The following is a 26517-nucleotide window of genomic DNA, read 5'->3' on the forward strand; positions in this document are numbered from 1 at the left end:
ATGAGGACGGCGGGGTAGCGGCTGCGGGGGTTCAGTCGAGTGCCGCCACCCCGTCGAGTTCGACCATCGCCTGCTCGTCCCAGAGTCTGACCACGCCGATGACCGCCATGGCCGGGTAGTCCCGCCCCGCCAGCCGCCGCCAGATGCGGCCCAGTTCGGGTGCGTGCTCCCGGTAGTCGGCGACGTCCGTGGCGTAGACGGTCACCCGCGCCAGGCCCGCCGGGGTGCCGCCCGCCGCGCGCAGGGCGGTGAGCAGGTTGGTGAGGGCCTTCTCGAACTGCTCGGGCAGGGTGGCCCCGACGACCTTCCCGGCCTCGTCGAGGGCGGTCTGGCCGGCGAGGAAGACCAGCCGGCCTCCGGTGACGGTCACGGCGTGCGAGAAGCCGGCGGGCGGCGAGAGCTCGGCGGGGTTGATCCGGTTGACCGGGTTCATGCGGACGGCTCCTGGGTCGCGTACAGCTGCTTGGCGATGATCGTGCGCTGCACCTCGCTGGCACCCTCGTAGATGCGCGGCGCGCGGACCTCACGGAAGAGGTGTTCCAGCAGGTGGCCGCGGCGCAGCGCCCGGGCGCCGTGCAGCTGGACGGCGGTGTCGACGACGTACTGCGCGGTCTCGGTGGCGTACAGCTTGGCCATGGCTGCGCGTCCGGGGACGCCGTCCTCACCCGCGTCGTACGCCGCGGCCGCCGCGTACACCAGGAGCCGGGCGGCCTCGGTGCGGGTGGCCATCTCGGCGACCTGGTGCGAGACGGCCTGGAGGTCCTTCAGCGGTCCGCCGAAAGCGGTGCGTTCCGCGGTGTGCCGGACGGTGGCGTCGAGTGCGGCGCGGGCCATGCCGACCGCGAAGGCGCCGACGCTCGGCCGGAAGAGGTTGAGTGTGTTCATGGCGACCCGGAACCCCTGGTCCGGCTCGCCCAGGACGTCGTCGGCGGTGACGGGCACGTCGTCGAAGTCCAGCGCCCCGATGGGGTGCGGCGAGAGCATGTCCAGCCCCTCCCCGGTGAGCCCTGGGCGGTCGGCGGGGACCAGGAAGGCGGTGACGCCGCGGGCTCCCGCCTCCTGGGTCGTCCGGGCGAACACCGTGTAGAAGTCGGCCTCGGGCGCGTTGGAGATCCAGCACTTCTCGCCGGTGAGCCGCCAGCCGTCCGGGGTGGGCCGGGCGGCGAGCGAGAGCGCGGCGGCATCGGATCCCGCGCCGGGCTCGCTGAGAGCGAAGGCGGCCACGGCACGGCCGGCGCGCACTTCGGGCAGCCAGCGCTCGCGCTGGGCGGGGGTGCCGGCCTGGACGACCGGGTACGCGCCGAGCCCCTGGAGCGCGAGCGCGGTCTCGGCCTCCGTGCAGCCGCGTGCGAGGGATTCGCGCAGCAGGCAGAGGTCGAGCGCGCCGGAGCCGAAGAGCCGGTCGAGGTATCCCAGCTCGCCGAGTGCGGCGAGCAGCGGGCGGTTCACCCTTCCGGGTCCGCCCTTCTCGGCGAGCGGCCGCAGCTTGTGCTCGGCGGCCTCGTACAGCTCCGCACACCAGGCGGTCCTGGCCGGGTCGAGCGAGAATGCCGTCATGGCGGCGCCTCTCTTGTCACGTCTTATCGCGAACCGTTGACTACCGTCACTCAAACGATACGCTCCAAGGGCGACAAGGGGGCGATCCTTCATGGAGCCGATTTCCTCGCCGGACGCGACTGCGGACGGTGCCACCGCACACACCGACACGTTCTCCCGTGACCATCTGCCGCCGGCCGCGCAGTGGCCGGAGCTGGTCTTCGACCGGCCCGAGCTGCGCTACCCGGACCGGCTCAACTGCGGATACGAACTCCTCGACCGCACCATCGGCCGCTTCGGGCCGGACCGCCCCGCCTTCCGCAGCGGCGACGGCGGGGTGTGGAGCTATGGGGAGCTGCGCGACCGGGTGGACGGCATCGCCCACGTCCTGACCACCGATCTCGGCGTACGCCCCGGCAACCGGGTACTCCTGCGCGGTCCCACCACCCCCTGGCTGGCTGCCTGCTGGCTCGCGGTCATGAAGGCGGGCGCGGTCGCCGTCACCGTACTGGCACAGGCCCGGTCCCAGGAGCTGTCCACCATCTGCTCACTCGCCCGGGTGAGCCACGCCCTGTGCGACGTCCGCTCCGTCGAGGACCTGCTGAAGGCGCAGGTCCCCGAGCTGCGGGTCACGGTGTACGGGAGTGACGCGGAGGACGATCTGACTCGGCTGGCGAAGGCGCGTCCGGGACCGTACGAGCCGGTGGACACCGCGGCCGATGATGTCGCGCTGATCGCCTTCACCTCGGGAACCACCGGGCACCCCAAGGGCTGTATGCACTTCCACCGCGACGTGCTGGCCGTCGCCGACACCTTCTCGCGCCACGTCCTGCGCCCGGATCCGGACGACGTGTTCGCGGGGAGCCCACCGCTCGGCTTCACCTTCGGGCTGGGCGGACTGGTGATCTTCCCGCTGCGGGCGGGCGCTTCGGCGCTGCTGCTGGAGCAGGCGGGCCCCAAGCAACTGCTCCCGGCACTCGCCGCCCACCGGGTCTCGGTGGTGTTCACCGCGCCGACGGCCTACCGGGTGATGCTGGACCACCTCGACGGACACGACCTGTCCGCGCTGCGCCGGTGCGTCTCAGCCGGGGAGAACCTGCCCGCCGCCACCTGGGACTCCTGGTACGAACGGACCGGTCTGCGCATCATCAACGGCATCGGCGCCACGGAACTGCTGCACATCTTCATCTCCGCCGCCGACGACGCCATCCGCCCCGGCACCACCGGGAGACCCGTGCCGGGCTGGCAGGCGCGGGTGGTGGACGCGGATGGCGAGGAACTACCCGACGGGGAACCGGGGTTACTCGCGGTGCGCGGCCCTGTCGGCTGCCGCTACCTCGCCGACGAGCGGCAGACCCAGTACGTGCGGCACGGCTGGAACGTCACCGGCGACACGTACGTCCGCGAGGCCGACGGTTACTTCCGCTACGTCGCCCGCGCCGACGACATGATCATCTCCTCCGGCTACAACATCGCCGGCCCCGAGGTGGAGGACGCCCTGCTGCACCATCCGGAGGTGGCCGAGGCCGCCGTGGTGGGGCGGACGGACGAGCTGCGCGGCCAGATCGTCGTGGCGTACGTGGTGCTCCGCGAGGGCTCGGCCCAGACGGCGGACTCCCTGCGCCGCTACATGAAGGGCGAACTCGCCCCGCACAAGTGCCCGCGCGTCATCGAGTTCCTGGCCGCGCTGCCCCGGACGGCGACCGGCAAGCTCCAGCGTTTCCGGCTGCGCGGGGACGCGGACCCGCACGGAGCTGGGGACGGGCTCTAGAGTGATCACGTGGCCGAGCTGCACACCCCCCGATCCCTGATCGTCAGCCTCTACGGCGCGTACGGTCGCTCCCCCGGCAACGAACCGCTGCCGGTGGCCGAGCTGATCCGTCTGCTGCGCGCCGTGGGGGTCGACGCGCCCTCCGTACGGTCCTCCGTCTCCCGGCTCAAGCGCCGCGAGCTGCTCGTCCCGGCCCGCACGGCGGACGGGTCGGCCGGGTACGCGCTCTCGGCGGACGCCCGGCAGCTGCTCGACGACGGCGACCGGCGCATCTACGAGCAGCCGGAATCCCGGACGGCCGACGGCTGGGTCCTCGCCGTCTTCTCCGTACCGGAGGCGGAACGCCACAAGCGGCACCTGCTGCGCTCCCGGCTGGGCCGCCTCGGCTTCGGCACGGCCGCGCCCGGGGTGTGGATCGCGCCCGCGGGTCTGTACGAGGAGACCCGGCACACCCTGGAAAGGCTGGAACTCGCCCCGTACGTGGACCTGTTCCGCGGGGACCACCTCGGTTTCGCGGCGACGAAGGAGTCGGTGGCGCGCTGGTGGGACCTGGACGCCATCGCCCGGCTCCATCTGGACTTCCTGGAGCAGCAGGAGCCGGTGCTGAAGGCGTGGGAGGCACGGCTCCCCGGCAGCGAACCGGACCCGGAGGAGGCCTACCGGGACTACCTTCCGGCCCTGGACTCCTGGCGGAAGCTGCCGTACGCGGACCCCGGGCTGCCGGAGGAACTGCTGCCGAAGGACTGGCCAGGGGGCCGCTCGGCCGAGGTGTTCGGCCTGCTGCACGCGCTGCTGCGCGACGCCGGGGAGCGTTTCGTACGTCCGTGAGCGCCGCCCGATATCGGGGTGACCGCCGCACTGCGCAACCGGCAGGATGAGGCATGACCTGGACCTTCACGGATGATGCCGACGCTTTCCTGGATGCGACGGGTGCGTGGCTGGCCACCCGCCCCGCGGAAAACACCCTGGTTCTGACCGTCACCGCGGCGCTGCGGCGCGACGGCCGGCACGCCTACGGCGAGGACGACCCGGTGCTCGGCTGGTGGCGGGGGGCCGACGGCGAGGTCGCCGGGACGCTGGTGCACACACCGCCGTACCCCCCGTTGCTGGGTGCGACCGCCGAGGAGGCGATCGCTCCGCTCGCCCGGGCGCTCGCGCCGACGAGTATCAACGCCGACCGCGCGACGGCACAGGCGATGGCCGCGCACTGGCCGGGCCACCGGGTCGACCAGCGACAACGGCTCCACCGGCTGGGGACGCTCGTCCCGCCCTCCCCCGCCCCGGCGGGCCGGCCCCGGACGGCGACGGCCGCCGACCGGCAACTGCTGCTGGACTGGCACCTCTCGTTCGCCGGGGAGGCCGGTCAGCCCGGCACGCACGTCGAGCGGCTCGTCGACGACCGGACGGCATACGGAGGGCTGACGCTCTGGGAGGACGCGGGCGTGCCGGTGTCGATGGCGGGCGTCTCCAGGGAGATCGCGGGCGCGGTGCGGGTGACTACGGTGTACACACCGTCCGGGTACCGGGGCCGGGGATACGCGGCCGCGGTGACGGCGGAGGTCAGCCGGGCGGCCAGGGAGGCGGGCGCCCAGGAGGTGCTGCTGTTCACGGATCTAGCGAACCCGACGAGCAACGGCGTGTACCGGCGCATCGGGTACGAGGCCGTGGCGGACAGACTGCTGCTCAGCGCGGTGGGCGTGTGATCAGTTCAGCGTGAGGCGGGGCTTCGGCGCGTCCGTGCGGCCCGCCGGCGGGGTGCGGCTGCCCGCACGGTACGGCGGGGGCCAGGGCGCGCCCGGTCCGCGGTAGTCCTGCTCCGCCGCCGCGTGCAGCGTCCAGTGCGGGTCGTAGAGGTGCGGGCGCGCCAGGGCGCAGAGGTCGGCGCGGCCCGCGAGCAGCAGGGAGTTGACGTCGTCCCACGAGGAGATGGCGCCGACCGCGATGACGGGGACACCGACGGTGTTGCGGATGCGGTCGGCGAACGGCGTCTGGTAGGAGCGGCCGTACTCGGGGCGTTCGTCCGGCACGACCTGTCCGGTGGACACGTCGATGGCGTCGGCGCCGTGGTCGGCGAAGGCCCGGGCGATGGCGAGGGCGTCCTCGGCACTCGTACCGCCGTCGGCCCAGTCGGTGGCGGAGATGCGGACGGTCATGGGGCGGTCGGCGGGCCACTGCTCCCGGACCGCGTCGAAGACGTCGAGGGGGAAGCGGAGCCGGTTCTCCAGCGGGCCGCCGTACGCGTCGGTGCGGTGGTTGGTGAGCGGGGAGAGGAAGCCGGAGAGCAGGTAGCCGTGCGCGCAGTGCAGTTCGAGCAGGTCGAATCCGCAGTGCGCCGCGCGGCGGGCCGCCGCCGCGAACTCCTCGCGGATGGCGTCGAGTCCGGAGCGGTCCAGGGCCTCGGGCACCTGGCTGACGCCGGGGACGTACGGGAGCGGGGAGGCGGCGGAGAGTGGCCAGTTGCCCTCGTCCAGCGGCTGGTCGATGCCTTCCCACATGAGCCTGGTGGAGCCCTTGCGGCCGGAGTGGCCGAGCTGGACGCCGAACGCCGTGCCGGGGGCGCTCCGGTGCACGAAGTCCGCTGTCCGGGTCCAGGCCGCGGCCTGTTCGTCGGTGTAGAGGCCGGCGCAGCCCGGGGTGATGCGGCCTTCGGGGCTCACACAGACCATCTCGGTCATGACGAGTCCGGCGCCGCCCAGCGCGCGTGCCCCCAGGTGCACGAGGTGGAAGTCGCCGGGGACGCCGTCGGTGGCGGAGTACATGTCCATGGGTGAGACGACGACCCGGTTGCGCAGTTCGAGCCCCCGCAGCCGCAGCGGGGTGAACATCGGCGGGGTGCCCGGCGGGCAGCCGAACTCCTCCTCGACCGCGCCCGTGAAGTCGGGGTCGCGCAGCCGGAGGTTGTCGTGGGTGACGCGGCGGCTGCGGGTGAGCAGGTTGAAGGCGAACCTGCGGGGCGGCTGGTCCAGGTAGGTGTCCAGCTCCTCGAACCAGCGCAGACTGGCCGCCGCCGCGCGCTGGGTCGAGGCGACGACGGGGCGGCGCTCCGTCTCGTACGCGTCGAGGGCCGTACGCAGGTCCGGCTGCTCCTCGACGCAGGCGGCCAGCGCCAGGGCGTCCTCGACGGCGAGTTTGGTGCCGGAGCCGATCGAGAAGTGTGCGGTGTGGGCGGCGTCGCCGATCAGGACGGTGCTGCCGTGGGACCACCGCTCGTTGACGACGGTGGTGAAGGTGAGCCACGAGGACTTGTTGGAGCGCAGGGGGCGGCCGTCGAGGGCGTCGGCGAAGGTCTTGGCGCAGCGTTCGGTGGACTCGTCCGCGTCGCACCGGTCGAGTCCGGCGGCCCGCCAGACCTCCTCGCGCATCTCGACGATGACGGTGGAGGCTTCGGTGGAGAAGGGGTAGGCGTGCAGTTGCATCACGCCGTACTCGGTCTCGGCGATCTCGAAGCGGAAGGCGTCGAACGCGAAGTCGGCGGCGAGCCAGATGTAGCGGTTGCGGTGCGTGGTGAGGTGCGGGCGGAAGACGTCGGCGTGGGCCTCGCGCGTGGCACTGTGCACCCCGTCGGCGGCGACCACCAGGTCGTAGTCCCCGGCGAGCCGCTCGGCGGGCGGAGCCTCGGTGCGGAAGTGGAGGCGGACGCCGAGGGAGCGGCAGCGTTCGTGCAGGATCTCCAGGAGCCTCCGGCGGCCGAGCGCCGCGAAGCCGTGGCCGCCGGACGTCTCGGTGCGGCCCCGGTGGACGACGTCGATGGTGTCCCAGCGGACGAACTCCTCCCGCAGCGCCGCGTGGACCACGGGGTCGGCGTGCTCGATCCCGCCGAGGGTCTCGTCGGAGAGGACGACGCCGAAGCCGAAGGTGTCGTCCGGGGCGTTGCGCTCCCAGACGGTGACGTCGCGCCCGGGGCCGAGGCGCTTGAGCAGCGCCGCCGCGTACAGGCCGCCGGGGCCGCCTCCGATGACCGCGATGCGCATCGAGTCGCCGGCCATGGCGCTACCTTCCCTGCCACTTCGGTGGGCGCTTCTCGGTGAAGGCCGCGTGGAACTCGGCGTAGTCCTCGCCGTTCATCAGGAGCGCCTGGGTCGCGGCGTCCATTTCGACGGAGGCCGCGAGGGGCATGTCGAGCTCGGCGGTGAGCAGTGCCTTGGTCTGCGCGAGGGCGAGTGCCGGTCCGTCGGCGAGTCTGCGGGCGAGCGCGGCCGCGCGGGCGCCGGCCTGCCCTTCCTCGGTGAGCTCACTGATCAGGCCGATCCGTTCCGCCTCGGGGGCGTGCACCGGGTCGCCGAGCATGAGGAGCCGGGTGGCGTGGCCGAGTCCGACGACGCGGGGCAGCAGATAGGCGGCGCCCATGTCGCCGCCCGAGAGGCCGACCCGGGTGAAGAGGAAGGCGAAGCGGGCGGTGGGGTCCGCGATGCGGAAGTCGGCCGCCAGCGCGAGTACGGCCCCGGCTCCCGCCGCCACGCCGTGTACGGCGGCGATAACCGGGAAGGGGCATTCACGAAGGGCGCGTACGACCTGCCCCGTCATCCGGTTGAAGTCGAGGAGCTGGGCGGTGTCCATCGCCAGCGTGGCGCCGATGATGTCGTCCACGTCGCCTCCCGAACAGAACCCCCGCCCTTCGCCGGAGAGCACCAGGGCGCGCACGGAGCGTTCCCGTGACAGCTCGGCCAGGAGGTCCCGCAGGTCCGCGTAGGCGCCGAAGGTGAGCGCGTTGAGCTTCTCCGGCCTGGCCAGGGTGACGGTGGCGACCCCGTCGTCCAGGGTCAGCCGCAGATGGTGCCAGTCCTCCGTACGCGGTGCGGAACTGCGAAAAGGGCTCATGGGAGGTGGTCCCCTTCAGCCGACGGGCCGCTGAGCCGCCCGCTCCGGGAGGCTCCATCACTTCGAAGTTATCACTCATATGTGACTGCCGTCAGGAGTACGCGATACCCCAAACATGCGAGCGTTGTGGCGAACGTCCCTTTCGTGCCGGTCGCTCGCCCCTATGACTGGGCCACACCGCTTCGTATGGTTGAACGCAGGATTTGTCGATACCAGGAAGTCCCGCCCCGGAACGGAACCAGCTGTGCCCCCCGATGTCCCCATTCCCGCGTCTTGGCGTATCGCCCTGCCGCACTCCACGGCCGCCGTGCCGATCGCCCGCGCGCTCATCCGTACCGCGCTCACGGACATCGACGCCCCCGCGGACAGCTACACCGCCGAACTCCTCACCGCCGAGCTGGTCGCCAACGCCGTCGAGCACACGGACGGCGACGAGCCGATCGAGCTGGTCGTGGAACTCATGCCGACCGGCTGCCAGGTCGAGGTCCACGACCGCGACCCCTCCCCGCCGGGCGACCTCTCCCGGCCGGCCCCCGGCAGCGCGCCGGACCCCTGGCAGGAGCACGGCCGGGGCCTCCTCCTGATCCGTACGCTCAGCTCCGCCTGCGGTCACCGCACGACGGAGCAGGGCAAGGCGGTGTGGTTCACGCTGCCCGCGGCACCGGCCCGGCCCGCTCCCGCACGGCACGCCCGCGCGACCGAGTGATCAGAGGGCCGGACCGGCCAGCGTGGCCACGAGCACGGCCTTGATGGTGTGCATTCGGTTCTCCGCCTCGTCGAAGACGACCGAGAACGGGGACTCGAACACCTCGTCGGTCACTTCGAGCTCGGTGAGGCCGTACTCCGCGTGGATCTCGCGGCCGACCTTCGTACCGAGGTCGTGGAAGGCCGGGAGGCAGTGCAGGAACTTGACGTCGTCGTTGCCGGTGGCCCGCAGGACGTCCATGGTCACGGAGTACGGCGCGAGCGCGGTGATGCGCTCGGCCCACACCTCCTTGGGCTCCCCCATCGAGACCCACACGTCCGTGGCGACGAAATCGGCGCCGCCGACCCCTTCGGCGATGTCCTCGGTGAGCGTGACGGTCGCCCCGCTGACCTCGGCGAGCTTCCGGGCCTGCGCGACGACGTCCGCCGTGGGCCAGTACGCCTGGGGGGCGACGATCCGGATGTCCATACCGAGCAGGGCGCCGGTGACGAGATACGAGTTGCCCATGTTGAAGCGGGCGTCGCCGAGGTAGGCGAACACCATCCGGTCCAGCGGCTTCGCACTGTGCTCGGTCATCGTGAGCACGTCGGCGAGCATCTGGGTGGGGTGCCACTCGTCGGTCAGCCCGTTGAAGACGGGAACGCCGCCGTACGCGGCGAGCTCCTCGACGGCCTGCTGACTGTCACCGCGGTACTCGATGCCGTCGAACATCCGGCCCAGCACCCGGGCCGTGTCCTTCACCGACTCCTTGTGCCCCATCTGCGAGCCGGAGGGGTCGAGGTACGTGGTCGACGCACCCTGGTCCGCCGCGGCGACCTCGAACGCGCAGCGCGTACGCGTCGACGTCTTCTCGAAGATCAGCGCGATGTTCTTGCCGCTCAGCCGCCGGACCTCGGTGCCCGCCTTCTTGGCGGCCTTGAGCTCGGCGGCCAGGGCGACCAGGCCGCGGAACTCCTCGGCCGTGAAGTCCAGCTCCTTGAGGAAGTGGCGGCCTGCGAGGTCTGTGGCCATGTGACTGCTCCTGGTCGGGACAAGGGTCGCTCGAAGCGCTGATTCTGGAAGTCTATACGACACCCTGCATCGCTATACAGGCCTGTACGGGCCCTGGTCGTCAGGACCTCGTACTCCCCCGGCCGTCAGGACCTCTCGCTACACGGGATCACGGACCACCGGGCAGCTCATGCACCGCGGCCCGCCGCGCCCCCGCCCCAGCTCGCTGCCGCGGATCTCGATCACCTCGATGCCCTGTTTGCGCAGGTGCGTGTTGGTGGTGACGTTCCGCTCGTACGCCACGACGACCCCCGGTTCCACGGCCAGCACGTTGCAGCCGTCGTCCCACTGCTCGCGCTGCGCCGCGTGGACGTCCTGGACGGCGGCGAGCACCCGGATCGAGTCCAGGCCGAGCGCCGAGGCGATGGCCCGGTGCATGTGCTCGGGCGGATGGTCGGTGACCTTGAGTTCCCGGGGGCCGTCTCCGGGCTCGATGGTGTACGAGCGGAGCATTCCGAGACCGGCGTACTGCGTGAACGTATCGCCGTCGATCATCGTCATCACCGTGTCGAGGTGCATGAACGCCCGGTTCTTCGGCATGTCCAGCGCCACGATCGTCCGGGCCGACCCCGCGTCGAAGAGGCCCTGGGCCAGCATCTCCACCGCCTGCGGAGTGGTGCGCTCGCTCATCCCGATCAGCACGGCGCCCTGGCCGATGACCAGCACATCACCGCCCTCGATGGTCGACGGATAGTCGTCCTGCCCCTCCGACCAGTGGTGGAACACCCCCGCGTCCGGCCCCGTGAAGAGGGGGTGGTGACCGTAGATCGCCTCGAAGTGGACGGTCTCGCGCTGCCTGGCCGGCCAGCGCATCGCGTTGATCGAGACGCCGTCGTAGATCCAGGCGGAGGTGTCACGGGTGAAGAGGTGGTTCGGCAGCGGCGCCAGGAGGAAGTCGTCCAGATCCATCACATGGAACCGGACCGAGGTCGGCTCGCTGTGCCGCTCCAGGAACTCCCGCTTCGTCATCCCGCCGACGAGCGCCTCGGTCAGCTCGGCGGTGGACAACTCCTCGAAGGCGGACCGCAGATGCTCGGTGGCGAGCGGACCGTACTCCTTCTGCTCGAAGACCCGGTCGAGGACGAGGCGCTTGGCGACCGGGATGTCCAGCGACTCCCGGAGGAGATCCCCGAAGAGGTGCACCTCGACCCCCCGGTCGCGCAGCACGTCGGCGAACCCGTCGTGCTCCTGACGGGCGCGGCGCACCCACAGCACGTCGTCGAAGAGCAACGCGTCCTTGTTGCCGGGGGTGAGCCGCTTGAGCTCCAGATCGGGGCGGTGCAGGATGACGCGGCGCAACCGCCCGGCCTCGGAGTCGACATGGAATCCCATGCCTCCATCCTCACCGCACGGAGCGCCGTTCACCCGGCGAATGGCTCCCCACTTGTCCGTGGCCCTTCCCTACAGCCTCGGGTCGACCGGCTCCGACTCCAGGGCCAGTACCGCGAAGACCGCCTCGTGGACCCGCCACAGCGGCTCCCCGTCGGCCAGCCGGTCCAGGGCCTCCAGACCCAGCGCGTACTCCCGCAGGGCAAGCGACCGCTTGTGGCCGAGGAACCGGGAGCGCAGCCGCTCCAGGTTCTCAGGACGGGTGTACTCGGGGCCGTAGATGATCCGCAGGTACTCCCGGCCGCGCACCTTGATGCCCGGCTGGACCAGCCTGCCCTTCTCGTCCCGCACGAGCGCCCCGAGCGGCTTCACGACCATGCCCTCGCCGCCGCGGCCCGTCATCTCCAGCCACCAGTCGACGCCGGAGCGCACCGACTCCTCGTCGCCGGTGTCGACGACGAGACGCCGGGTGACCTGCAGCAGCCCGGTCGGGTCGTGCTCTACGAGCCGGTCGAGCCATGCCAGCTGCTCGTCGTGCGGTACGGAGGCCAGGGAGCGGCCCTGCACGGCGAGGATCTGGAAGGGCGCGAGCCGCACGCCTTCGAGCCCTTCGGTGCTCCAGCAGTAGCGCCGGTAGGCCCGGGTGAACGCGGCGGCGTCCTCGGTCCGTCCGCGCTGCCGGTCCGCCAGCTCGCCGACGTCGACGGACCGGGCTGCGGCCGCTTCGAGGGCGGCGACGGCGGCGGGCAGGGCAGCGCCCGACGCGGCGCCGACCGCCGCGTACTGCGAGCGCAGCAGCCCGGCCGCCTTCAGCGACCACGGCATCAGTTCGGCGTCCAGGAGGACCCAGTCGGTGTCCCACTCCTCCCACAGCCCGGCAGCGGTGACAGCCGTGCGCAGCCGGGCCAGGACCGACTCGGTGAGCGCGGGATCGTCGAGGAACGGCCGTCCGGTGCGGGTGTGCAGGGCGCCGGTCGGGCCATCGGTGCCGAAACGCTCGCGTGCCGCGTCCGCGTCACGGCAGACCAGCGCCACGGCCCGCGAACCCATGTGCTTCTCCTCGCACACGACCTTGGCGACACCGTCCGTCCGGTACTGGGCGAACGCCTCGGCCGGATGCTCCAGATAGCCGTCCTCGTGCGAGGTGGCGGTCGGCGCCATGGTCGGCGGGAGGTAGGCGAGCAGCCGCGGGTCGACGGCGAACCTGCTCATGACCTCCAGCGCCGCGGCGGCGTTCTCCTCACGCACCGAGAGGCGGCCCATGTGCCGGGTCTCCACGATGCGCCGGCCCTGGACGTCGGCGAGGTCGAGCGGACGGCCCTCGCGGCCACCGGGGGCCTCGGACACGAGCGGCTTGACCGGCGCGTACCAGACCTTCTCGGCGGGTACGTCGACGAGTTCGCGCTCCGGCCAGCGCAGCGCGGTCATCTTCCCGCCGAAGACGGCGCCGGTGTCCAGGCAGATGGTGTTGTTGACCCAGGAGGTGCTGGGGACCGGGGTGTGGCCGTAGACCACGGCGGCGCGGCCCCGGTACTCCTCGGCCCACGGGTAGCGCACGGGCAGGCCGAACTCGTCGGTCTCGCCCGTCGTGTCCCCGTACAGCGCGTGCGAGCGCACCCGGCCCGAGGTGCGGCCGTGGTACTTCTCGGGCAGCCCCGCGTGGCAGACGACGAGCTTGCCCCCGTCCAGCACGTAGTGGCTGACGAGGCCCTCGATGAACTCCGCGACCCGGCCGCGGAACGCGGGGTCGACCGCGTCCTCGCGCTCCAGCTGTTCGACGGTCTCGGCGAGCCCGTGCGTGAGCTGGACACTGCGGCCCTTGAGGTAACGGCCGAGCTTGTTCTCGTGGTTGCCCGGAACGCACAGGGCGTTGCCCGACGACACCATGCCCATGACGCGGCGCAGCACGCCGGGACTGTCGGGACCGCGGTCGACGAGGTCGCCGACGAAGACGGCGGTGCGCCCGTCGGGGTGCGCCCCGTCGACGTATCCGAGGGTGGCGAGCAGGGTCTCCAGCTCGGAGCTGCAGCCGTGGATGTCGCCGATGATGTCGAAGGGACCGGTGAGGTGGCGCAGATCGTTGAAGCGGCGCTCCAGCACGACGCCCGCGTGCTGGGCCTCCTCCTCGGTGCGCAGGACGTGCACCTTGCGGAAGCCCTCGCGCTCCAGGCCGCGCAGCGAACGGCGCAGCTCGCGACGGTGGCGCTGGACGACGTGGCGCGGCATGTCGGCCCGGTCGGGGCGGTTCGCGTTGCGCGCGAGGCAGACCTCTTCGGGCAGGTCGAGGACGATCGCGATCGGCAGCACGTCGTGCTCACGGGCGAGGCGCACGAGCTGCTTGCGGCTCTCCGGCTGGACGTTGGTGGCGTCGACGACGGTGAGCCGCCCGGCGGCGAGGCGCTTGCCCGCGATGTAGTGCAGGACGTCGAACGCGTCCCCGCTGGCGCTCTGGTCGTTCTCGTCGTCCGCGACGAGACCCCGGCAGAAGTCCGAGGAGATGATCTCGGTGGGCTTGAAGTTCTTGCGGGCGAAGGTGGACTTGCCCGATCCGCTGGCCCCGATGAGCACGACGAGGGAGAGGTCGGTCACCGGCAGCGTGCGCGAGGTACTGGGGGTGTCGGTGGTGCTGGTCCCGCTCATGCGGCCTTCGCCTCCTTCTTGTTCTTCTCGTCCGCCGCGCTCATGGTGAACACGGCCATCTGCGTCGGCGGCCCCACCTCGGGGTCGTCCGGTCCCACGGGTACGAAAGCCACCTCGTAGCCATGACGCCCGGCCACTTCTGCGGCCCACTGCCCGAACTCGGCCCTGGTCCACTCGAAGCGGTGGTCGCCATGGCGCACGTGCCCGGCGGGGAGTGTGTCCCAGCGGACGTTGTACTCGACGTTGGGCGTGGTCACGAGCACCGTGCGCGGCCGCGCCGATCCGAACACCGCGTACTCGAGGGCCGGCAGCCTCGGCAGGTCGAGGTGCTCGATGACCTCGCTGAGCACCGCCGCGTCGTACCCCTTGAGCCGCTTGTCGGTATAGGTGAGCGAACCCTGCTGGAGCGTGACCCGGCTCGCCTGCCGTTCGCCCATGCGGTCCAGCTTCAGCCTGCGCGAGGCGATCGTCAGGGCCCGCATCGAGACGTCGACGCCGACGATCTCGGTGAAGGCCACGTCCTTGAGCAGCGCCTGGACCAACTGGCCCTGACCGCAGCCCAGGTCGAGCACCCGGCCCGCCCCGGCGGCGCGCAGCGCCTCCAGGATCGCCACGCGCCGCTGCTCTGCGAGCGGTACCGGCTTCTCCTCGGTGTCCTTCGTCTCGTCCACGGCATTGTCCACGGAGTCCACGTCGAGGTCGTCCGACTCCGCGAGCCGCACCAGTTCGAGACGCTCCATCGCCTGCCGGGTCAGTGACCAGCGGCGCGAAAGATACCGGCTGGTGATCAGCTTCTGCTCCGGGTGCTCGGCGAGCCACCCCTCACCGGCCCGCAGCAGCTTGTCCACCTCGTCGGGGGCCACCCAGTAGTGCTTGGCGTCGTCGAGCACCGGCAGCAGGACGTACAGCTGCCGCAGGGCGTCCGCGAGCCGCATCTCCCCCTCCAGCACCAGCTGTACGTAGCGCGAGTCGCCCCATTCGGGGAACTCCTCGTCCAGCGGCACGGCCACGGCCTCCACGCTCGTCCAGCCGAGCGGGCCGAACAGCTTCTGCACCAGCTCGACGCCACCACGCGCGGGCACTGCGGGGATCTCGATCCGCAGCGGGAGCGACTGCTCCGCCCGCTCGGGCATGGCCCTGCACGCCCCGCTCAGGGCGGACTTGAAGACCGTGCTCATGGCGACGGAGAGCAGCGAGGAGGCGGCGTAGGGCCGGTCGTTGACGTACTGCGCGAGCGCCGCGTCGGGGGCTCCGCCCCTGCCCTTGCCCTTGCCGCGCCGCACCAGCGCCACACTGTCCACCTCCAGCAGCAGGGCAGCCGTGCAGCGCTCCGCGGATGCCTCGGGGTAGAAGACGTGCGCGGTGCCGTGCGAGGTGGAGAACGTCTGCGCCTTGTCGGGATGCTTGTGCAGCAGGAAACCGAGATCGGTGGCGGGACGCTCCGGGGAGCCGGTTGTACTGATAGTCAGGAACACCCGTCCGAGTATGGCCCCGGGACCCTGCTCCCACCAGGCAATTTCATCCTGCCAGCAGCTCTCCCAGCTCCCCGATCCGCGCGGGTCCGACACGGCAGCACCCCCCTACCAGCCGCGCCCCGCCCTCCTGCCACGCCCGCACCCGGCCGGCGTCAAACGTGCTGTCCCCCGCCCAGGTCCGGAGCCCGGCGTCCCACCGCTCCCCGCTGTTCGGATACACGACGACCGGCTTGCCGGTGACCTCGGCGGCCGTCACCACCGCACCGTCCGCGTCCGCCGGGTCGCAGCAGTTGACGCCGACGGCGATCACCTGGCCGTTCCCCGCGGCCACCCCGAAGGCCTCCGCCAGGGGCTGCCCTGCCCTGGTCCGGCCCCCCGCCACGCTGTACGAGAGCCACACGGGCAGTCCGAACTCCCCGGCCACCCTCAGCAGCGCCTCCGCCTCGTCCATGTCCGGCACCGTCTCCAGTGCGAGCACATCGGGCCGCGCGGCGGCCAGGGCCGCCATCCGCGGGCGGTGGAAGCGCTCCAACTCCCGCACCGGGAGCCCGTAGCGCCCCCGGTACTCACTGCCGTCCGCGAGCATCGCCCCGTACGGCCCGACCGAGGCGGCGACCCAGATCTGGCGCCCGGCCCCTTCTCCGGCCCGCCGGGCCAGCTCCACGCTGCCGGCCAGCAGTCCGGCGGCGCGGGCCTGCCCGATCCCGCGCCGCTCGAAGCCTTCGAAGGTTGCCTGGTAGCTGGCGGTGATGAGCACCTGCGCGCCCGCGCGGACGTACGCGGTGTGCGCGGCCTCGATCTGGTGGGGAGCGTCGGCCAGCAGCCGGGCCGACCAGAGCGCGTCCGACAGATCGCAGCCCTGTGCCTCCAACTGGTTGGAGAGGCCGCCGTCGAGCAGGACGGTCCCCCCGGCGAGGGCTTCGCCGAGCGTGCGGACCGGTTGGCCCTGCGCGGGACCTTCGGGGGTGTGCGGTGGCTGGCCGGACTTCATGCGCGCTCCTCTGCTCCTCTGCACCTCGGCTTCCCTGCTCCTTCGGCTCCGCCGGGCCGGTCGGGAGGGATCGGGCGGGATCGGGTCGGGTCAGGTCAGTTGCGACTGGACCTGGGACGAGATCAGGTCCAGATGGTCGAGGTCGCCCAGGTCGAGGACCTGGAGGTAGACCCGGGACGACCCGATCGCCCCGTACCGGCCGATCTTGTCGACCACCTCGGCCGGCGAGCCCGCGAGGCCGTTCGCCTTGAGCTCCTCGACGTCCCGGCCGATCGCCGCGGCCCGCCGCGCCACCTCCGCGTCGTCCTTGCCCACGCACACCACCAGTGCGTTGGAGTACACCAGTTCCTCCGGCGGGCGGCCGATCGCCTTCGCCGCCGCCCGGACCCGGCCGAACTGCCTCTCGCTGTCCTCCAGCGAGGCGAACGGGATGTTGAACTCGTCGGCGTACTTCGCGGCGAGCCTCGGGGTGCGGGTCGCACCGTGTCCGCCGATCAGGACCGGCACCTTGGCCTGGGCCGGCTTGGGCAGCGCGGGCGAGTCGGTCAGCTGGTAGTACGTGCCGTCGTAGCTGAAGGTCTTGCCCACCTCCGTCTCCCAGAGGCCGGTGACGATCGCCAGCTGCTCCTCAAGGCGGCCGAACTTCTCCTTGGGGAAGGGGATGCCGTACGCCTTGTGCTCCGCCTCGAACCAGCCCGCGCCCAGACCCAGTTCGACACGGCCGCCTGACATCTGGTCGACCTGCGCGACCTGGATGGCCAGCACGCCCGGCAGCCGGAAGGTGCCCGCCGTCATCAGGGTCCCGAGCCGGATGCGCCTGGTCTCGCGCGCCAGCCCGGCAAGGGTGATCCATGCGTCGGTCGGGCCCGGAAGCCCGTCGCCCGATCCCATGTGAAGGTAGTGGTCGGAGCGGTAGAACGCGTCGAAGCCGAGGTCCTCGGCCGCCTTGGCCACGGCGAGAAGGGTGTCGTAGGAGGCCCCTTGCTGGGGCTCGGTGAAGATTCGAAGATCCATGCATCCATCCTGCACCTTCGAACACCGGCCGTCCCAGCTCCCGCGACCCGGCCCGGTCACGCCCGTCCCCGCCTCAGGGCGGCCCCGCCGCCGAGCCCGCAGGGCCGTGGAGCACCCCGAACGGGCCGTCCCGCTCACGCTCTCGCTCCGCCTCGCGCTCCGCGAGCCGTCTCAGCATTCCGTGCACCCGGTCGACCGACTCGTCGGCCGCGTCTATCGCTTCGATGCACTGCCAGTACAGACCCTCCTCGTCGGTGTCGCAGGCGACCCCGACCAACGCGATGCCCACCTCACCGAGCAGAGCGACCAGAGCGGTCAACGACCGCCGCACATCCGCCACTTCGGTGAGCTGAGAGGCCCTGGTCCCACCGGCGAGCACCATGGGGTGGTCGAGCGCCGAGCCGCCGCGTCCGCCGGCCTCGCTGAGGCCGCGCGCCTCGCCACGTAATTCCACGGGCCCGCTCAGGAGCAGCCTGCTGCCGACCGTCCTGGCGAGCGCCTGGGCCTGCCACGCCTCCGCCATCACGTTCAGCGAGCCCCGGCTCTCGGCCAGTGCGCGGCGGCCGGCCTCGATCAGTCGCTCCGCTTCCATGTCATTCCCCCGCCTGTACGAAAACCCGGTCACCTCTTTCATTACCCACAGTGAGGTGACGAGCACCGGAAGACCAGAGGAATTCGGAAATCTGTGGACACCAAATCGACTGTGGACAAGTTGATCACTCCGAAGAGTGACCATTTCCGGGTTCCGGGGGCTCCGGAACCGGGAACCGCACCTCGTTCCGGTCGATCTTGGCCGCAAGGGCGGCCAGGGGATCGATACCCAGCACCTCGCAGAACTGCAGCAGGTACGCGAGCACGTCCGCGACCTCGTCGGCCACGCGGTGCGCGGTCTCCGCCGTCTCCATCACCCTCGCCGACTGCTCCGGCGTCAGCCACTGGAAGATCTCGACCAGTTCGGACGCCTCCACGCTCAGCGCCACCGCCAGGTTCTTCGGGGTGTGGTACTGCTCCCAGTTCCGTGCCGCGGCGAACACGGCCAGCCGGCGCTGAAGTCCCTCTACATCGAATTCCGTCACGGCCCAGGTCTACCACTGCGGCTCCGGGCGCCCCGCGGAGCGCCCGGACGCGCCGTCTACGCGTGAGGAACGCCCGCCGCCGCCACTCCTTCGACCTCCATGCCGACCGGGGCCAGCAGGAACACGTTGCGGTCGACGCGGTGCATCGCGCTGCCGAGCCCGAAGACCACGCCACTGCTGAAGTCGAGGATGCGCTTGGCCACATCGGTCTCCGCCGCGGTCAGGTCCAGCAGTACCGGAATCTGCGCGACGAGGTATTCCGCCACCTCGCGCGCGTCCGCGAACACCTGGACCCGCAGCACCACCAGCCGCCTCTGCTCGGCCACCGGTTCGTCCGGGACCGCGCGGTGGTCGACCCGCGAAGGCCACTCGTTGCGGCCGCGCAGCGGTACGACCTGGGCGAGCCCTTCCCACTGTTCGTCGGTGGCGTCGTACCTGTCGTACCTGTCGTACCTGCTCACAGGGCCACCCCGTTCGTACGCCGGTTGACTGCGCGCCGGCTGCGCTCACTGTTCATCAGGCAAGTCTCCCGCTTCTCACCCGTTCGGCGTACCACCGACACGGGCACTGTCCCGACTCGGCCCCCTCACACCGCGATGACGGTGACACCCGCCTCGGCGAAACGGGCCCTCGCCTCCGGTGCGATGCCGGAGTCCGTCACCAGGGTGTCGACCTGCCCGAGATCACAGACGCGGGCGAAGGCCCGCTTGCCGATCTTCGAGGAGTCGGCCGCGACGACCACGCGCTGCGCCCGCTCCGCCAGCAGCCTGTTGATGCTGGCCTCGCCCTCGTGATGGACGTACGCCCCGCGTTCGATGTCGATCGCGTTCACGCCCAGCACCGCGACGTCCAGGGTGATCTCACTCATCACACCATTGGCCAGCGGACCCGTCAGCTCGTACGACTGAGGTCTGGCAACTCCGCCCGTCACGACCAGTTTGATCTGCGGCCGGATCACGAGCTCGTTGGCGATGTTCAGCGCGTTGGTGACGACGGTCAGCGTCGGCTGGCCGCCCGCCGACATCCCTGTCTCGCCCACGATGTCCGGGCGCAGGGCCAGCGCCCGGGCGACCTCGGTGATCGTGGTGCCGCCGGTCAGGCCCACCACCTCGCCCACGGCCACGAGTTCGGAGGCGGCGCGGCCGATTGCCTGCTTCTCCGGCGCGTGCCGGCCGGTCTTGTAGCGCAGCGCCAGTTCGTACGACACTCCGTGGGCGACGGCTCCGCCGCGGGTCCGGGTGAGCAGGTGCTGCTCCGCGAGCTGGTCGAGATCGCGGCGAATCGTCGCCGCCGACACGTCCAGGGCCACAGCGGCGTCCTCGACCTCCACCCGGCCGTTCTTCCCGACCAGTTCCAGCAATGCGTCCCACCGGGCGTCCCTGGCCACGAGTGTGCTCCTTACCTGTCCTGCCTGCGGCACCACGTTTCCCGGGAACGCGGTCGCCGGGCGCCGGACAGCGCAAGCGTCGCACAGGCCGCCGGAGACCCGTTTCCCCCGGCCTCGTATGCTTGTTCTTGCTCGATGTGAGCCTGTAACGTGCAAATTCAAGCATGGCTCATCGTTCACCCCATCAGATGGAGCAGACGTGTCCTTTGCAGCGAGCGAGACAGCCAGCCAGCCCGCGTGCTGGCGCCGCGCGGCGGAACTGGCGGGTGACCGGGCGGACGCCCTGCCCGCCGCCGGTGAACGCATCGCGGTCGTCGGCTGCGGCACCTCCTTCTACATGGCGCAGGCCTATGCCTCGCTCCGCGAGGACGCAGGACTGGGCGAGAGCCACGCCTTCGCCGCCTCGGAGTTCCCCTCCGGGCGCACCTACGACCGGGTCGTCGCGCTGACCCGTTCGGGCACCACGACCGAGGTACTGGACCTGCTCGACCGGCTGGACGGCACCGCCCGTACCGTCGCCGTCACGGCGGACCCCGCCACTCCGGTCATGACGGCCGCCGACGACGTCGTCGTCCTCGACTTCGCCGACGAACGGTCCGTCGTGCAGACGCGGTTCGCGACCACCGCGCTCACCCTGCTCCGCGCCCATCTCGGGCTGCACACGGAACAGGCGGTGCGGGACGCGGAGACGGCGCTCGCCGAGCCGCTGCCCGAAGGGCTCCTGGAATGCACCCAGTTCACGTTCCTGGGCAGGGGCTGGACGGTGGGCCTCGCCAACGAGGCGGCGCTCAAGATGAAGGAGGCGTCGCTGTCCTGGACGGAGTCGTACCCGGCGATGGAGTACCGCCACGGGCCCATCAGCATCTCCACCACCGGGACCGCCACCTGGATGTTCGGTCCGGCCCCGGAGGGCCTGGAGCGGCAGGTGCTCGACACCGGCGCCCGCTGGATCGACAGCGGCCTCGACCCGCTCGCCGACCTCGTGCGTGTCCAGCGCCTGGCGGTCGCCCGGGCGCTCGCGGCCGGGCTCGACCCGGACCTTCCCCGGCACCTGACGCGTTCGGTGGTCCTCAGCCAGGGCTGAACCCGCCGGACGCCGGGTCTGCGGGTGCGGACCCGGGAGAAGGCGGGGTGGGAGGGCGCAACCGGCCGCCCTCCCACCCCGCACGCCGGTATCCGGGTGTCAGGATTCCTCGAAGTAGGCGTCCAGCGCCTCGTCGAGTTGCGCGGGCCACTCCTTGAGGGCGGTCCGCGAGGCGGCCTCGACCTCCGCGTTGAACCAACGACGGCTCGACACGTGCACGGTGACGGTGAACCGGCGCCCGAAGCGGGCCGTCCTGACCTCGACCGCGCCGATCTCGTCCCAGGTGAAGTCGGCCTCCTGGTCGTCCAGTCGGAACCGGATTCCCGTGCGGTCGGCCCGGATGGAACCCCGACGGTCACTGACCTCGAAAACGGGCCCGCCGGACGGGTCTTCCGCGTCCTGACCGGCTTCCGCTTCCGCGCCGGTTCCGGATTCCGCTTCCGCCGCCTCGCCGGACCCGGCCGCTTCGTCCGCCTCGCCGGCCTTCTCAGCGGGACCGTCGACGGCCGCGTCCGCGCCGGGGGAGTCGGCCGGCTCCTCGTCTTCCTCCGTCCGCGCCGAGACAGGGGCCGTGAGGCCGGGGATGAACGCCGGGTCGATGCCTGCGGCGAACTCGGGTTGGGTCTTCGAATCTATGCGCTGCTCCACGGCGGGCAGTATGGACGACGAACCTGTACGAGGCCAGTGGCGGCCGTCCCCGGGGGGTGCGGTGGCTACAGGACTCCCCTCCTCCACTCGCGGGTCAGCAGGTAACCGAGATACGCGCCGCCGATGGCCATCGTGTAGATGCCGACGGGCAGGTTGTCGAAGAGGGGCAGCTGCTGGGCTGCCAGATCGGCCAGGACGAGCAGCAGTGCGCCCGTCACCGCGGAGAGCAGGAGATGCGGCCCGGACACCCTGGTGACGCGCTTGGCGATCTGAGCGGCGGTCAGCGAGATGAAGGCGATGGGACCCGCCACGCTCACCGCACCGGCGCACAGGACGATCGCCAGGAGAACGGCGAGGGTCTTGGTCCGTTGCGGCTCGGAGCCGAGGCCCGCGGCGATGTCGTCGCCCATCTCACCGATGTCCAGGCGCCGGGCGATCAGCGCGCACAACGGAGCCGAGACGAGAAGCACCAGCCAGATCGTGCTCGCGTCGTCCCAGGCCCTCGCGGAGAGACTGCCGTTGACGTACGCCGAGAGGACCGCCGCACGGTCCCGCTCCATCGCGTAGACGACGTACTGCGTGATCGCCGTGCAGATCGCGGCGACGCCGATTCCCGCCACGACGAGCCGCGCGGGGTTGCGGAAGCCCGTACCCGTGGAGACGTAGACCAGCACCATGGCGAGCACCGCTCCGGCGAGAGCCCCCAGGGACACCGGGACCGTGTCCGGCAGCACCAGCGCGACGATGGCGGCGCCCGCGCCCGCCCCGGAGCCGAGCCCGATCACGTCGGGGCTGCCGAGGGGGTTGCGGGTCACGGACTGGAACAGCGCCCCGGACAGACCGAGCGCCGCTCCCGTGCCGAGGGCGACGACGAGGCGGGGTCCGCGCAGCCGTTCCAGTACGAACGCGTCCTTGCCCTCCGCTCCGCCCGTGAGCGCCCCGGCCAGGTCGGCGAGCGGGATGCCGAGCCGGCCGAGCGACAGGGTGGCGACCGCGGCGGCTGCCGTCAGGAGCAGGAGGACGAGCGCGGCGATGACGGAAACCCGCCGGACGGGCACCGCGACGGTGCGGCCGAGGGTCAGGTAGCCCCGTGGCGAGGCGGTTCGGAAGCCCGCCCGGTCGGCCGTCATGTGCTTCCCCTCATTCTGCGTACGGCAAGGAGCAGGGCGGGCGCTCCGATGAACGCGGTCACGACGCCGACCATCAGTTCCTGCGGGCGCAGGAGGATCCGGCCCACCACGTCCGCCACGAGCAGCAGCGCGGGACCGGCGATGGCCGAGAACACGATCTGGACGCGGAAGTCCACGCCGACCAGGGCGCGTACGACGTGCGGGACGGCCAGACCGACGAAGGCGATGGGCCCGACGGCAGCCGTCGCCGCGGCGCTGAGCAGCGTGGCGGCGAGGAGCCCGCCCGCCCGCACCCGTGCCGGATGCGCGCCGAGGGAGGCCGCGGTGGCGTCGCCGAGGGCGAGGGTGTTGAGGCCGGGCCCCAGCACCAGGGCGATGACGAAGCCGACCGCCGCGAACGGCAGGACGGCCGTGAAGACGTCGAAGTCGCGCCCGCCGAGCGCGCCGACGACCCAGTAGCGGTAGCTGTCGAACACCTTGGGCCGGCCCAGGGTGACGGCCTGGATGTAGGCCATCAGCACGGCGGAGAGAACGGCGCCGGCGAGTACCAGGCGCACCAGCCCCGTACTCGCCCCCGAGGAGCCGATGACGTGGACGAGCACTCCGGCGACCAGCGCTCCTGGCAGGGCCCACCACATCGTGGCGGTGCTGCCGGTGGCACCGAGGAAGGCCGTCGCGGTGACGATGCTCGCCGAGGCGCCCGCGTTGATGCCGAGCAGTCCGGGGTCGGCCAGCGGGTTGCGGCTGACGCCCTGCATCAGGGTGCCGGCGACCGCGAGACAGAGCCCGGCCAGTACGCCGAGCGCGGTCCTCGGGTAACGGCTCTCGATGATGGTGGTGATGTTGGCGTCGGCGGTCCCGGAGAGGACGTCGAGGACGTCGCCGAACGAGGTCGACCGGCTGCCGTACATGACGCTCGCGCAGAGGGCGAGCGCCAGGACGGCCACTCCGGCGATCAGGGCCGTCGCACGCCGAGCGGCGCCGGTACGCGAGGTACCGGCGCCGCTCGGCGGTGCCTGCGTGGTGGTAGCCATGCGCGTGCCTGCGGTGAGCGTTACTTGCCCGCGGCGGCGACGGCCTTGTCGATCAGCGGGAGGTAACGGTCGATCACCCACGGAACGGTCAGCGGGTTGATGATCGAGGAGGCGGTGACGAAGGGGTTGTCGTTACTGGCGACGACCGCGCCGCTCTTGATGGCCGGGATCGCGCCGTACAGCGGCTGCGCCTCGACCTCCTTGCGGCTCTTGTCGTCCGTGTAGAACGTGAAGACGAGGTCGCTGTCCTTCAGCTTCTCGGCGTTCTCCAGGCCGATCAGCGCCGAGTCGGTGCCCTCGGTCTCCTTGAACGTGTTCACCACCGGGTCGACGGTCAGCCCGAGGGACGAGACCATCTTGACGCGCTGCTCCTCGGGCTTGAAGACGCCGAGGGTGCCGGGGCCGGTGTTGTAGATGTACGAGAACGTGACGTCCTTGTAGTTCGGCCGGGTGGCCGCGGCGTCCGCGAGCTGCTTCTCGATCTTCGTCTTGAGGCCCTTGGCGTCCTCGGTCTGGCCGAGCGCCTTGCCGATGATGTCGATCTGCTGGTCCCAGTCCGTGCTCCACGCCTGGTCCGGGTAGGCGACGGTCGGGGCGATGTCCTTGAGGATGTCGTACTGCTCCTGCGTGACACCCGACCACGGGGCGAGGATGACGTCCGGCTCGAGCTCCGTGATGGCCTCGAAGTCGATGTCCTCGCCGCCGGTGAACTGCTTGGGCAGCTCGCCGCCCGACTTCTTCACGGCCTCGTTGATCCACGGCAGGTAGCCGCTCTTGTCGCTGCCCCACTCGTAGCTCTCGATGCCCACCGGGGTGGTGCCGAGCGCGATCGCCGTCTCGGCGGAACCCTGGCCGAGGGTGACGATGCGTTCGGGCTTGGCGTCGATCTTCGCGGTGCCGAGGGCACTCTTGACCGAGACGGGGAAGGCACCCTTGCCCTTCGCCGAGGACTCCGTGGTCTTCTCCTCGTCACTGCCGGACGAGCAGCCGCCCAGGACGAGCGCGAGAGCGACGGCGGTGGCCGAGGCTGCGATGGTCTGACGACGCAGGCGGGTGGACCCGAGCATTGGTGTTCCTCATGATTGGCGAACAGCGACAGTTAGGCAAGCCTAAGCTAATCATGTTTCCCGTTCGCAGCGGGGGCCCGTTACCGAAAAGCCACAAAGGGCGGCCGATGACCGCCCGTCGGAACGTCGCGCCCGGGCTCCCCTACGCCGGACCGTCCCCGGAGCCGCCTCCGGTACGGCCGGCTCCTCCCGCCCCGCCCTTGCCCCGTGGCGCCATGTGCTCGCCCGGCGTGGCCAGTTCCTCCACGGCCTCCGCGCCGACCACCGCTCCGGTGGACTTCTTGCCGCGCCGCAGCATTCCCTCCAGCCGGCTCGCGAAGGTGGTGAGGGCGAAGTTGATGAGAACGAAGATCACCGCCACGACCGTGAAGCTCGCGATGGTGTTGGCGCCGTAGTTGGCGCTCATCGGGCGCACCGAGGCCAGCAGTTCCGAGAAGCCGAGCATGGCGCCGCCGAGCGCGGTGTCCTTGACGATGACCACCAACTGGCTGACGAGCGCGGGGAGCATCGCGGTGACGGACTGCGGCAGCAGCACGTGCAGCATCATCTGCCCCTTGCGCATCCCGATCGCCTTGGCGGCATCGGTCTGCCCCCGTGGCAGGGACAGGATTCCGGCGCGCACCACCTCGGCGAGCACCGAGGCGTTGTAGAGCACGAGCCCGGTGACCACCGCGTACAGCGGGCGGGTGTCCGGACTGACGTCGGTGAACTCGGAGAACGCGGAGTTGGCGAAGAGCATCAGGATCAGTACGGGAATGGCCCGGAAGAACTCCACGACCGTGCCGGCCGTGACGCGTATCCACCGGTGGTCGGAGAGCCGGGAGATGCCCAGGAGGGCGCCGAGCGGCAACGCGAGGACCATGGAGAGGGACGCCGCGATGACGGTGTTCCGCAGGCCCGGCAGGATGTACGTGGTCCAGGCGCCGGCGTCGGTGAAGAAGGGGCGCCACTTGGCCCACTCCAGCTGGTTCTTCTCGTCCAGGCTCCGGTAGACCCACCAGGCGAGTGCGGCAAGGACCACCAGGAACACCAGCGTGTACAGCACGTTGCGCCGCTTGGCGCGCGGTCCCGGGACGTCGTAGAGGGGAGGGGTCATCGCCGCACCGAGACCTTCTTGCTCACCCAGCCGAGGAAGAGTCCGGTCGGCAGGGTGAGGCAGACGAACCCGGCCGCGAACACGGCGGAGATGAGGATGAGCTGGGCCTCGTTCTCGATCATCTCCCGCATGAGCGCCGCGGCTTCGGCGACCCCGATCGCGGCGGACACCGTGGTGTTCTTGGTGAGCGCGATGAGCACGTTGGCCAACGGGGCCACCACGGAACGGAACGCCTGCGGGAGGACGATCAGACGCAGGGTCTGCGCGAAGCTCAGCCCGATCGCCCGTGCCGCCTCGATCTGGCCCACGGGCACGGTGTTGATGCCGGACCGCAGCGCCTCACAGACGAACGCGGCGGTGTACGCGGTCAGGCCGAGCACGGCGAGCCGGAAGTTGATGGCCGTGAAGTCCTCGGCGCCCAGATTGATGCCGAGCGTCTGGAAGAGCCCGAGCGAGGTGAAGATGATGATGACCGTGAGCGGGATGTTCCGCACGATGTTGACGTACGCGGTACCGAAGCCGCGCATCAGGGGTACGGGACTGACGCGCATCGCCGCCAGCACGGTACCGAGGACGAGGGAGCCCACCGCGGAGTAGAGGGTGAGCTGAACCGTCACCCAGAAGGCACCCAACAGGTCATAGCCTTCAAGGAAGTCGAACACGAT

General features: G+C 71.2%; 25 protein-coding genes. 5 read left to right on the forward strand and 20 right to left on the reverse strand.

The features are described 5' to 3' along the window. Positions 1-31: 31 nt before the first annotated feature. Both AB0C82_RS09055 and AB0C82_RS09060 read right to left on the reverse strand, forming a co-directional pair. On the reverse strand, positions 32-433 hold the full coding sequence (locus tag AB0C82_RS09055) for a RidA family protein (protein WP_362837913.1): 402 nt from the start codon (positions 431-433) through the stop codon (positions 32-34). Continuing rightward, entirely contained in the window at positions 430-1557 is a 1128-nt protein-coding gene (locus AB0C82_RS09060; RefSeq protein WP_362837915.1) for an acyl-CoA dehydrogenase family protein, read from the reverse strand. Before AB0C82_RS09060 ends, AB0C82_RS09055 begins: the two co-directional genes overlap by 4 nt. 91 nt (positions 1558-1648) lie before the next feature. Here AB0C82_RS09060 and AB0C82_RS09065 point away from each other — a divergent pair, with 91 nt between their 5' ends. From AB0C82_RS09065 to AB0C82_RS09075, 3 genes are read left to right on the forward strand one after another with little or no spacing between them, the layout of a single operon-like run. Then, positions 1649-3307, forward strand: coding sequence for an AMP-binding protein (locus AB0C82_RS09065; protein ID WP_362837917.1), 1659 nt, complete (start codon positions 1649-1651; stop codon positions 3305-3307). 9 nt (positions 3308-3316) lie between these two features. Continuing rightward, positions 3317-4135, forward strand: coding sequence for a PaaX family transcriptional regulator C-terminal domain-containing protein (locus tag AB0C82_RS09070; protein ID WP_362837919.1), 819 nt, complete (start codon positions 3317-3319; stop codon positions 4133-4135). Positions 4136-4188: 53 nt separating this feature from the next. After that, positions 4189-5010, forward strand: a complete 822-nt coding sequence (locus AB0C82_RS09075; protein WP_362837921.1) for a GNAT family N-acetyltransferase — start codon at positions 4189-4191, stop codon at positions 5008-5010. Here the strand turns inward: AB0C82_RS09075 and AB0C82_RS09080 are convergent, their stop codons facing one another. Beyond that, positions 5011-7293, reverse strand: coding sequence for a bifunctional salicylyl-CoA 5-hydroxylase/oxidoreductase (locus AB0C82_RS09080; protein WP_362837923.1), 2283 nt, complete (start codon positions 7291-7293; stop codon positions 5011-5013). 4 nt (positions 7294-7297) lie between these two features. Beyond that, positions 7298-8125 carry an enoyl-CoA hydratase family protein gene (locus tag AB0C82_RS09085; protein ID WP_362837925.1) on the reverse strand — a complete coding sequence of 276 codons (828 nt, stop codon included), beginning with the start codon at positions 8123-8125 and terminating at the stop codon, positions 7298-7300. A 244-nt stretch (positions 8126-8369) separates the two neighbouring features. On the opposite strand from AB0C82_RS09085, the gene AB0C82_RS09090 reads away from it, so the two are divergent. Beyond that, complete coding sequence (locus AB0C82_RS09090) at positions 8370-8831, forward strand: ATP-binding protein (RefSeq protein ID WP_362837927.1); 462 nt, start codon at positions 8370-8372, stop codon at positions 8829-8831. On the opposite strand, the gene argF is transcribed toward AB0C82_RS09090, so the two are convergent. The 10 genes from argF to AB0C82_RS09140 all read right to left on the reverse strand — a co-directional run bounded on the left by argF (position 8832) and on the right by AB0C82_RS09140 (position 19793). Next, positions 8832-9842, reverse strand: a complete 1011-nt coding sequence (gene argF / locus AB0C82_RS09095) for an ornithine carbamoyltransferase (RefSeq protein ID WP_362837929.1) — start codon at positions 9840-9842, stop codon at positions 8832-8834. It lies immediately after the preceding gene. Between the two features lie 138 nt (positions 9843-9980). Then, on the reverse strand, positions 9981-11213 hold the full coding sequence (locus AB0C82_RS09100) for an arginine deiminase (protein ID WP_362837931.1): 1233 nt from the start codon (positions 11211-11213) through the stop codon (positions 9981-9983). Positions 11214-11282: 69 nt separating this feature from the next. Then, positions 11283-13850 (reverse strand): polynucleotide kinase-phosphatase, encoded by a 2568-nt coding sequence (locus AB0C82_RS09105; RefSeq protein WP_362837933.1) that lies wholly within the window; start codon positions 13848-13850, stop codon positions 11283-11285. Next, positions 13847-15325: a 3' terminal RNA ribose 2'-O-methyltransferase Hen1 gene (locus tag AB0C82_RS09110; protein WP_362837935.1), complete on the reverse strand. Its 1479-nt coding sequence runs from the start codon at positions 15323-15325 to the stop codon at positions 13847-13849. Before AB0C82_RS09110 ends, AB0C82_RS09105 begins: the two co-directional genes overlap by 4 nt. Before the next feature lie 43 nt (positions 15326-15368). Further along, entirely contained in the window at positions 15369-16316 is a 948-nt protein-coding gene (gene mmuM / locus AB0C82_RS09115) for a homocysteine S-methyltransferase (protein ID WP_362837937.1), read from the reverse strand. Between the two features lie 90 nt (positions 16317-16406). Further along, complete coding sequence (locus tag AB0C82_RS09120; protein ID WP_362837939.1) at positions 16407-17330, reverse strand: LLM class F420-dependent oxidoreductase; 924 nt, start codon at positions 17328-17330, stop codon at positions 16407-16409. Between the two features lie 73 nt (positions 17331-17403). Next, positions 17404-17922, reverse strand: coding sequence for a DUF6099 family protein (locus tag AB0C82_RS09125; RefSeq protein ID WP_362837941.1), 519 nt, complete (start codon positions 17920-17922; stop codon positions 17404-17406). A 124-nt stretch (positions 17923-18046) separates the two neighbouring features. After that, on the reverse strand, positions 18047-18406 hold the full coding sequence (locus AB0C82_RS09130; protein WP_362837943.1) for a nucleotide pyrophosphohydrolase: 360 nt from the start codon (positions 18404-18406) through the stop codon (positions 18047-18049). 56 nt (positions 18407-18462) lie between these two features. After that, positions 18463-18867, reverse strand: coding sequence for a cell division protein SepF (locus AB0C82_RS09135; protein WP_362837945.1), 405 nt, complete (start codon positions 18865-18867; stop codon positions 18463-18465). A 125-nt stretch (positions 18868-18992) separates the two neighbouring features. Beyond that, the gene (locus tag AB0C82_RS09140) at positions 18993-19793 is read right to left on the reverse strand and encodes a DeoR/GlpR family DNA-binding transcription regulator (protein ID WP_362837947.1); all 801 of its coding nucleotides are present in this window, start codon (positions 19791-19793) and stop codon (positions 18993-18995) included. Positions 19794-19992: 199 nt separating this feature from the next. On the opposite strand from AB0C82_RS09140, the gene AB0C82_RS09145 reads away from it, so the two are divergent. After that, positions 19993-20877 carry a sugar isomerase gene (locus AB0C82_RS09145; RefSeq protein ID WP_362837949.1) on the forward strand — a complete coding sequence of 295 codons (885 nt, stop codon included), beginning with the start codon at positions 19993-19995 and terminating at the stop codon, positions 20875-20877. 99 nt (positions 20878-20976) lie between these two features. On the opposite strand, the gene AB0C82_RS09150 is transcribed toward AB0C82_RS09145, so the two are convergent. The 6 genes from AB0C82_RS09150 to AB0C82_RS09175 form a co-directional block, all read right to left on the reverse strand. Next, positions 20977-21525 carry a hypothetical protein gene (locus AB0C82_RS09150; protein WP_362837951.1) on the reverse strand — a complete coding sequence of 183 codons (549 nt, stop codon included), beginning with the start codon at positions 21523-21525 and terminating at the stop codon, positions 20977-20979. A 65-nt stretch (positions 21526-21590) separates the two neighbouring features. After that, the gene (locus tag AB0C82_RS09155; protein WP_362837953.1) at positions 21591-22655 is read right to left on the reverse strand and encodes an iron chelate uptake ABC transporter family permease subunit; all 1065 of its coding nucleotides are present in this window, start codon (positions 22653-22655) and stop codon (positions 21591-21593) included. Continuing rightward, a complete protein-coding gene (locus tag AB0C82_RS09160; protein WP_362837955.1) occupies positions 22652-23689 on the reverse strand; it encodes an iron chelate uptake ABC transporter family permease subunit in 1038 nt (345 codons plus the stop codon). Before AB0C82_RS09160 ends, AB0C82_RS09155 begins: the two co-directional genes overlap by 4 nt. Before the next feature lie 20 nt (positions 23690-23709). After that, on the reverse strand, positions 23710-24756 hold the full coding sequence (locus AB0C82_RS09165; protein WP_362837957.1) for an iron-siderophore ABC transporter substrate-binding protein: 1047 nt from the start codon (positions 24754-24756) through the stop codon (positions 23710-23712). Between the two features lie 142 nt (positions 24757-24898). Next, positions 24899-25852 carry an amino acid ABC transporter permease gene (locus AB0C82_RS09170; RefSeq protein WP_362837959.1) on the reverse strand — a complete coding sequence of 318 codons (954 nt, stop codon included), beginning with the start codon at positions 25850-25852 and terminating at the stop codon, positions 24899-24901. Continuing rightward, entirely contained in the window at positions 25849-26514 is a 666-nt protein-coding gene (locus AB0C82_RS09175; RefSeq protein ID WP_362837961.1) for an amino acid ABC transporter permease, read from the reverse strand. Before AB0C82_RS09175 ends, AB0C82_RS09170 begins: the two co-directional genes overlap by 4 nt. Positions 26515-26517: the final 3 nt, after the last annotated feature.

The organism is Streptomyces sp. NPDC048560 (assembly GCF_040650955.1).
Classification (GTDB): Bacteria; Actinomycetota; Actinomycetes; order Streptomycetales; family Streptomycetaceae; genus Streptomyces.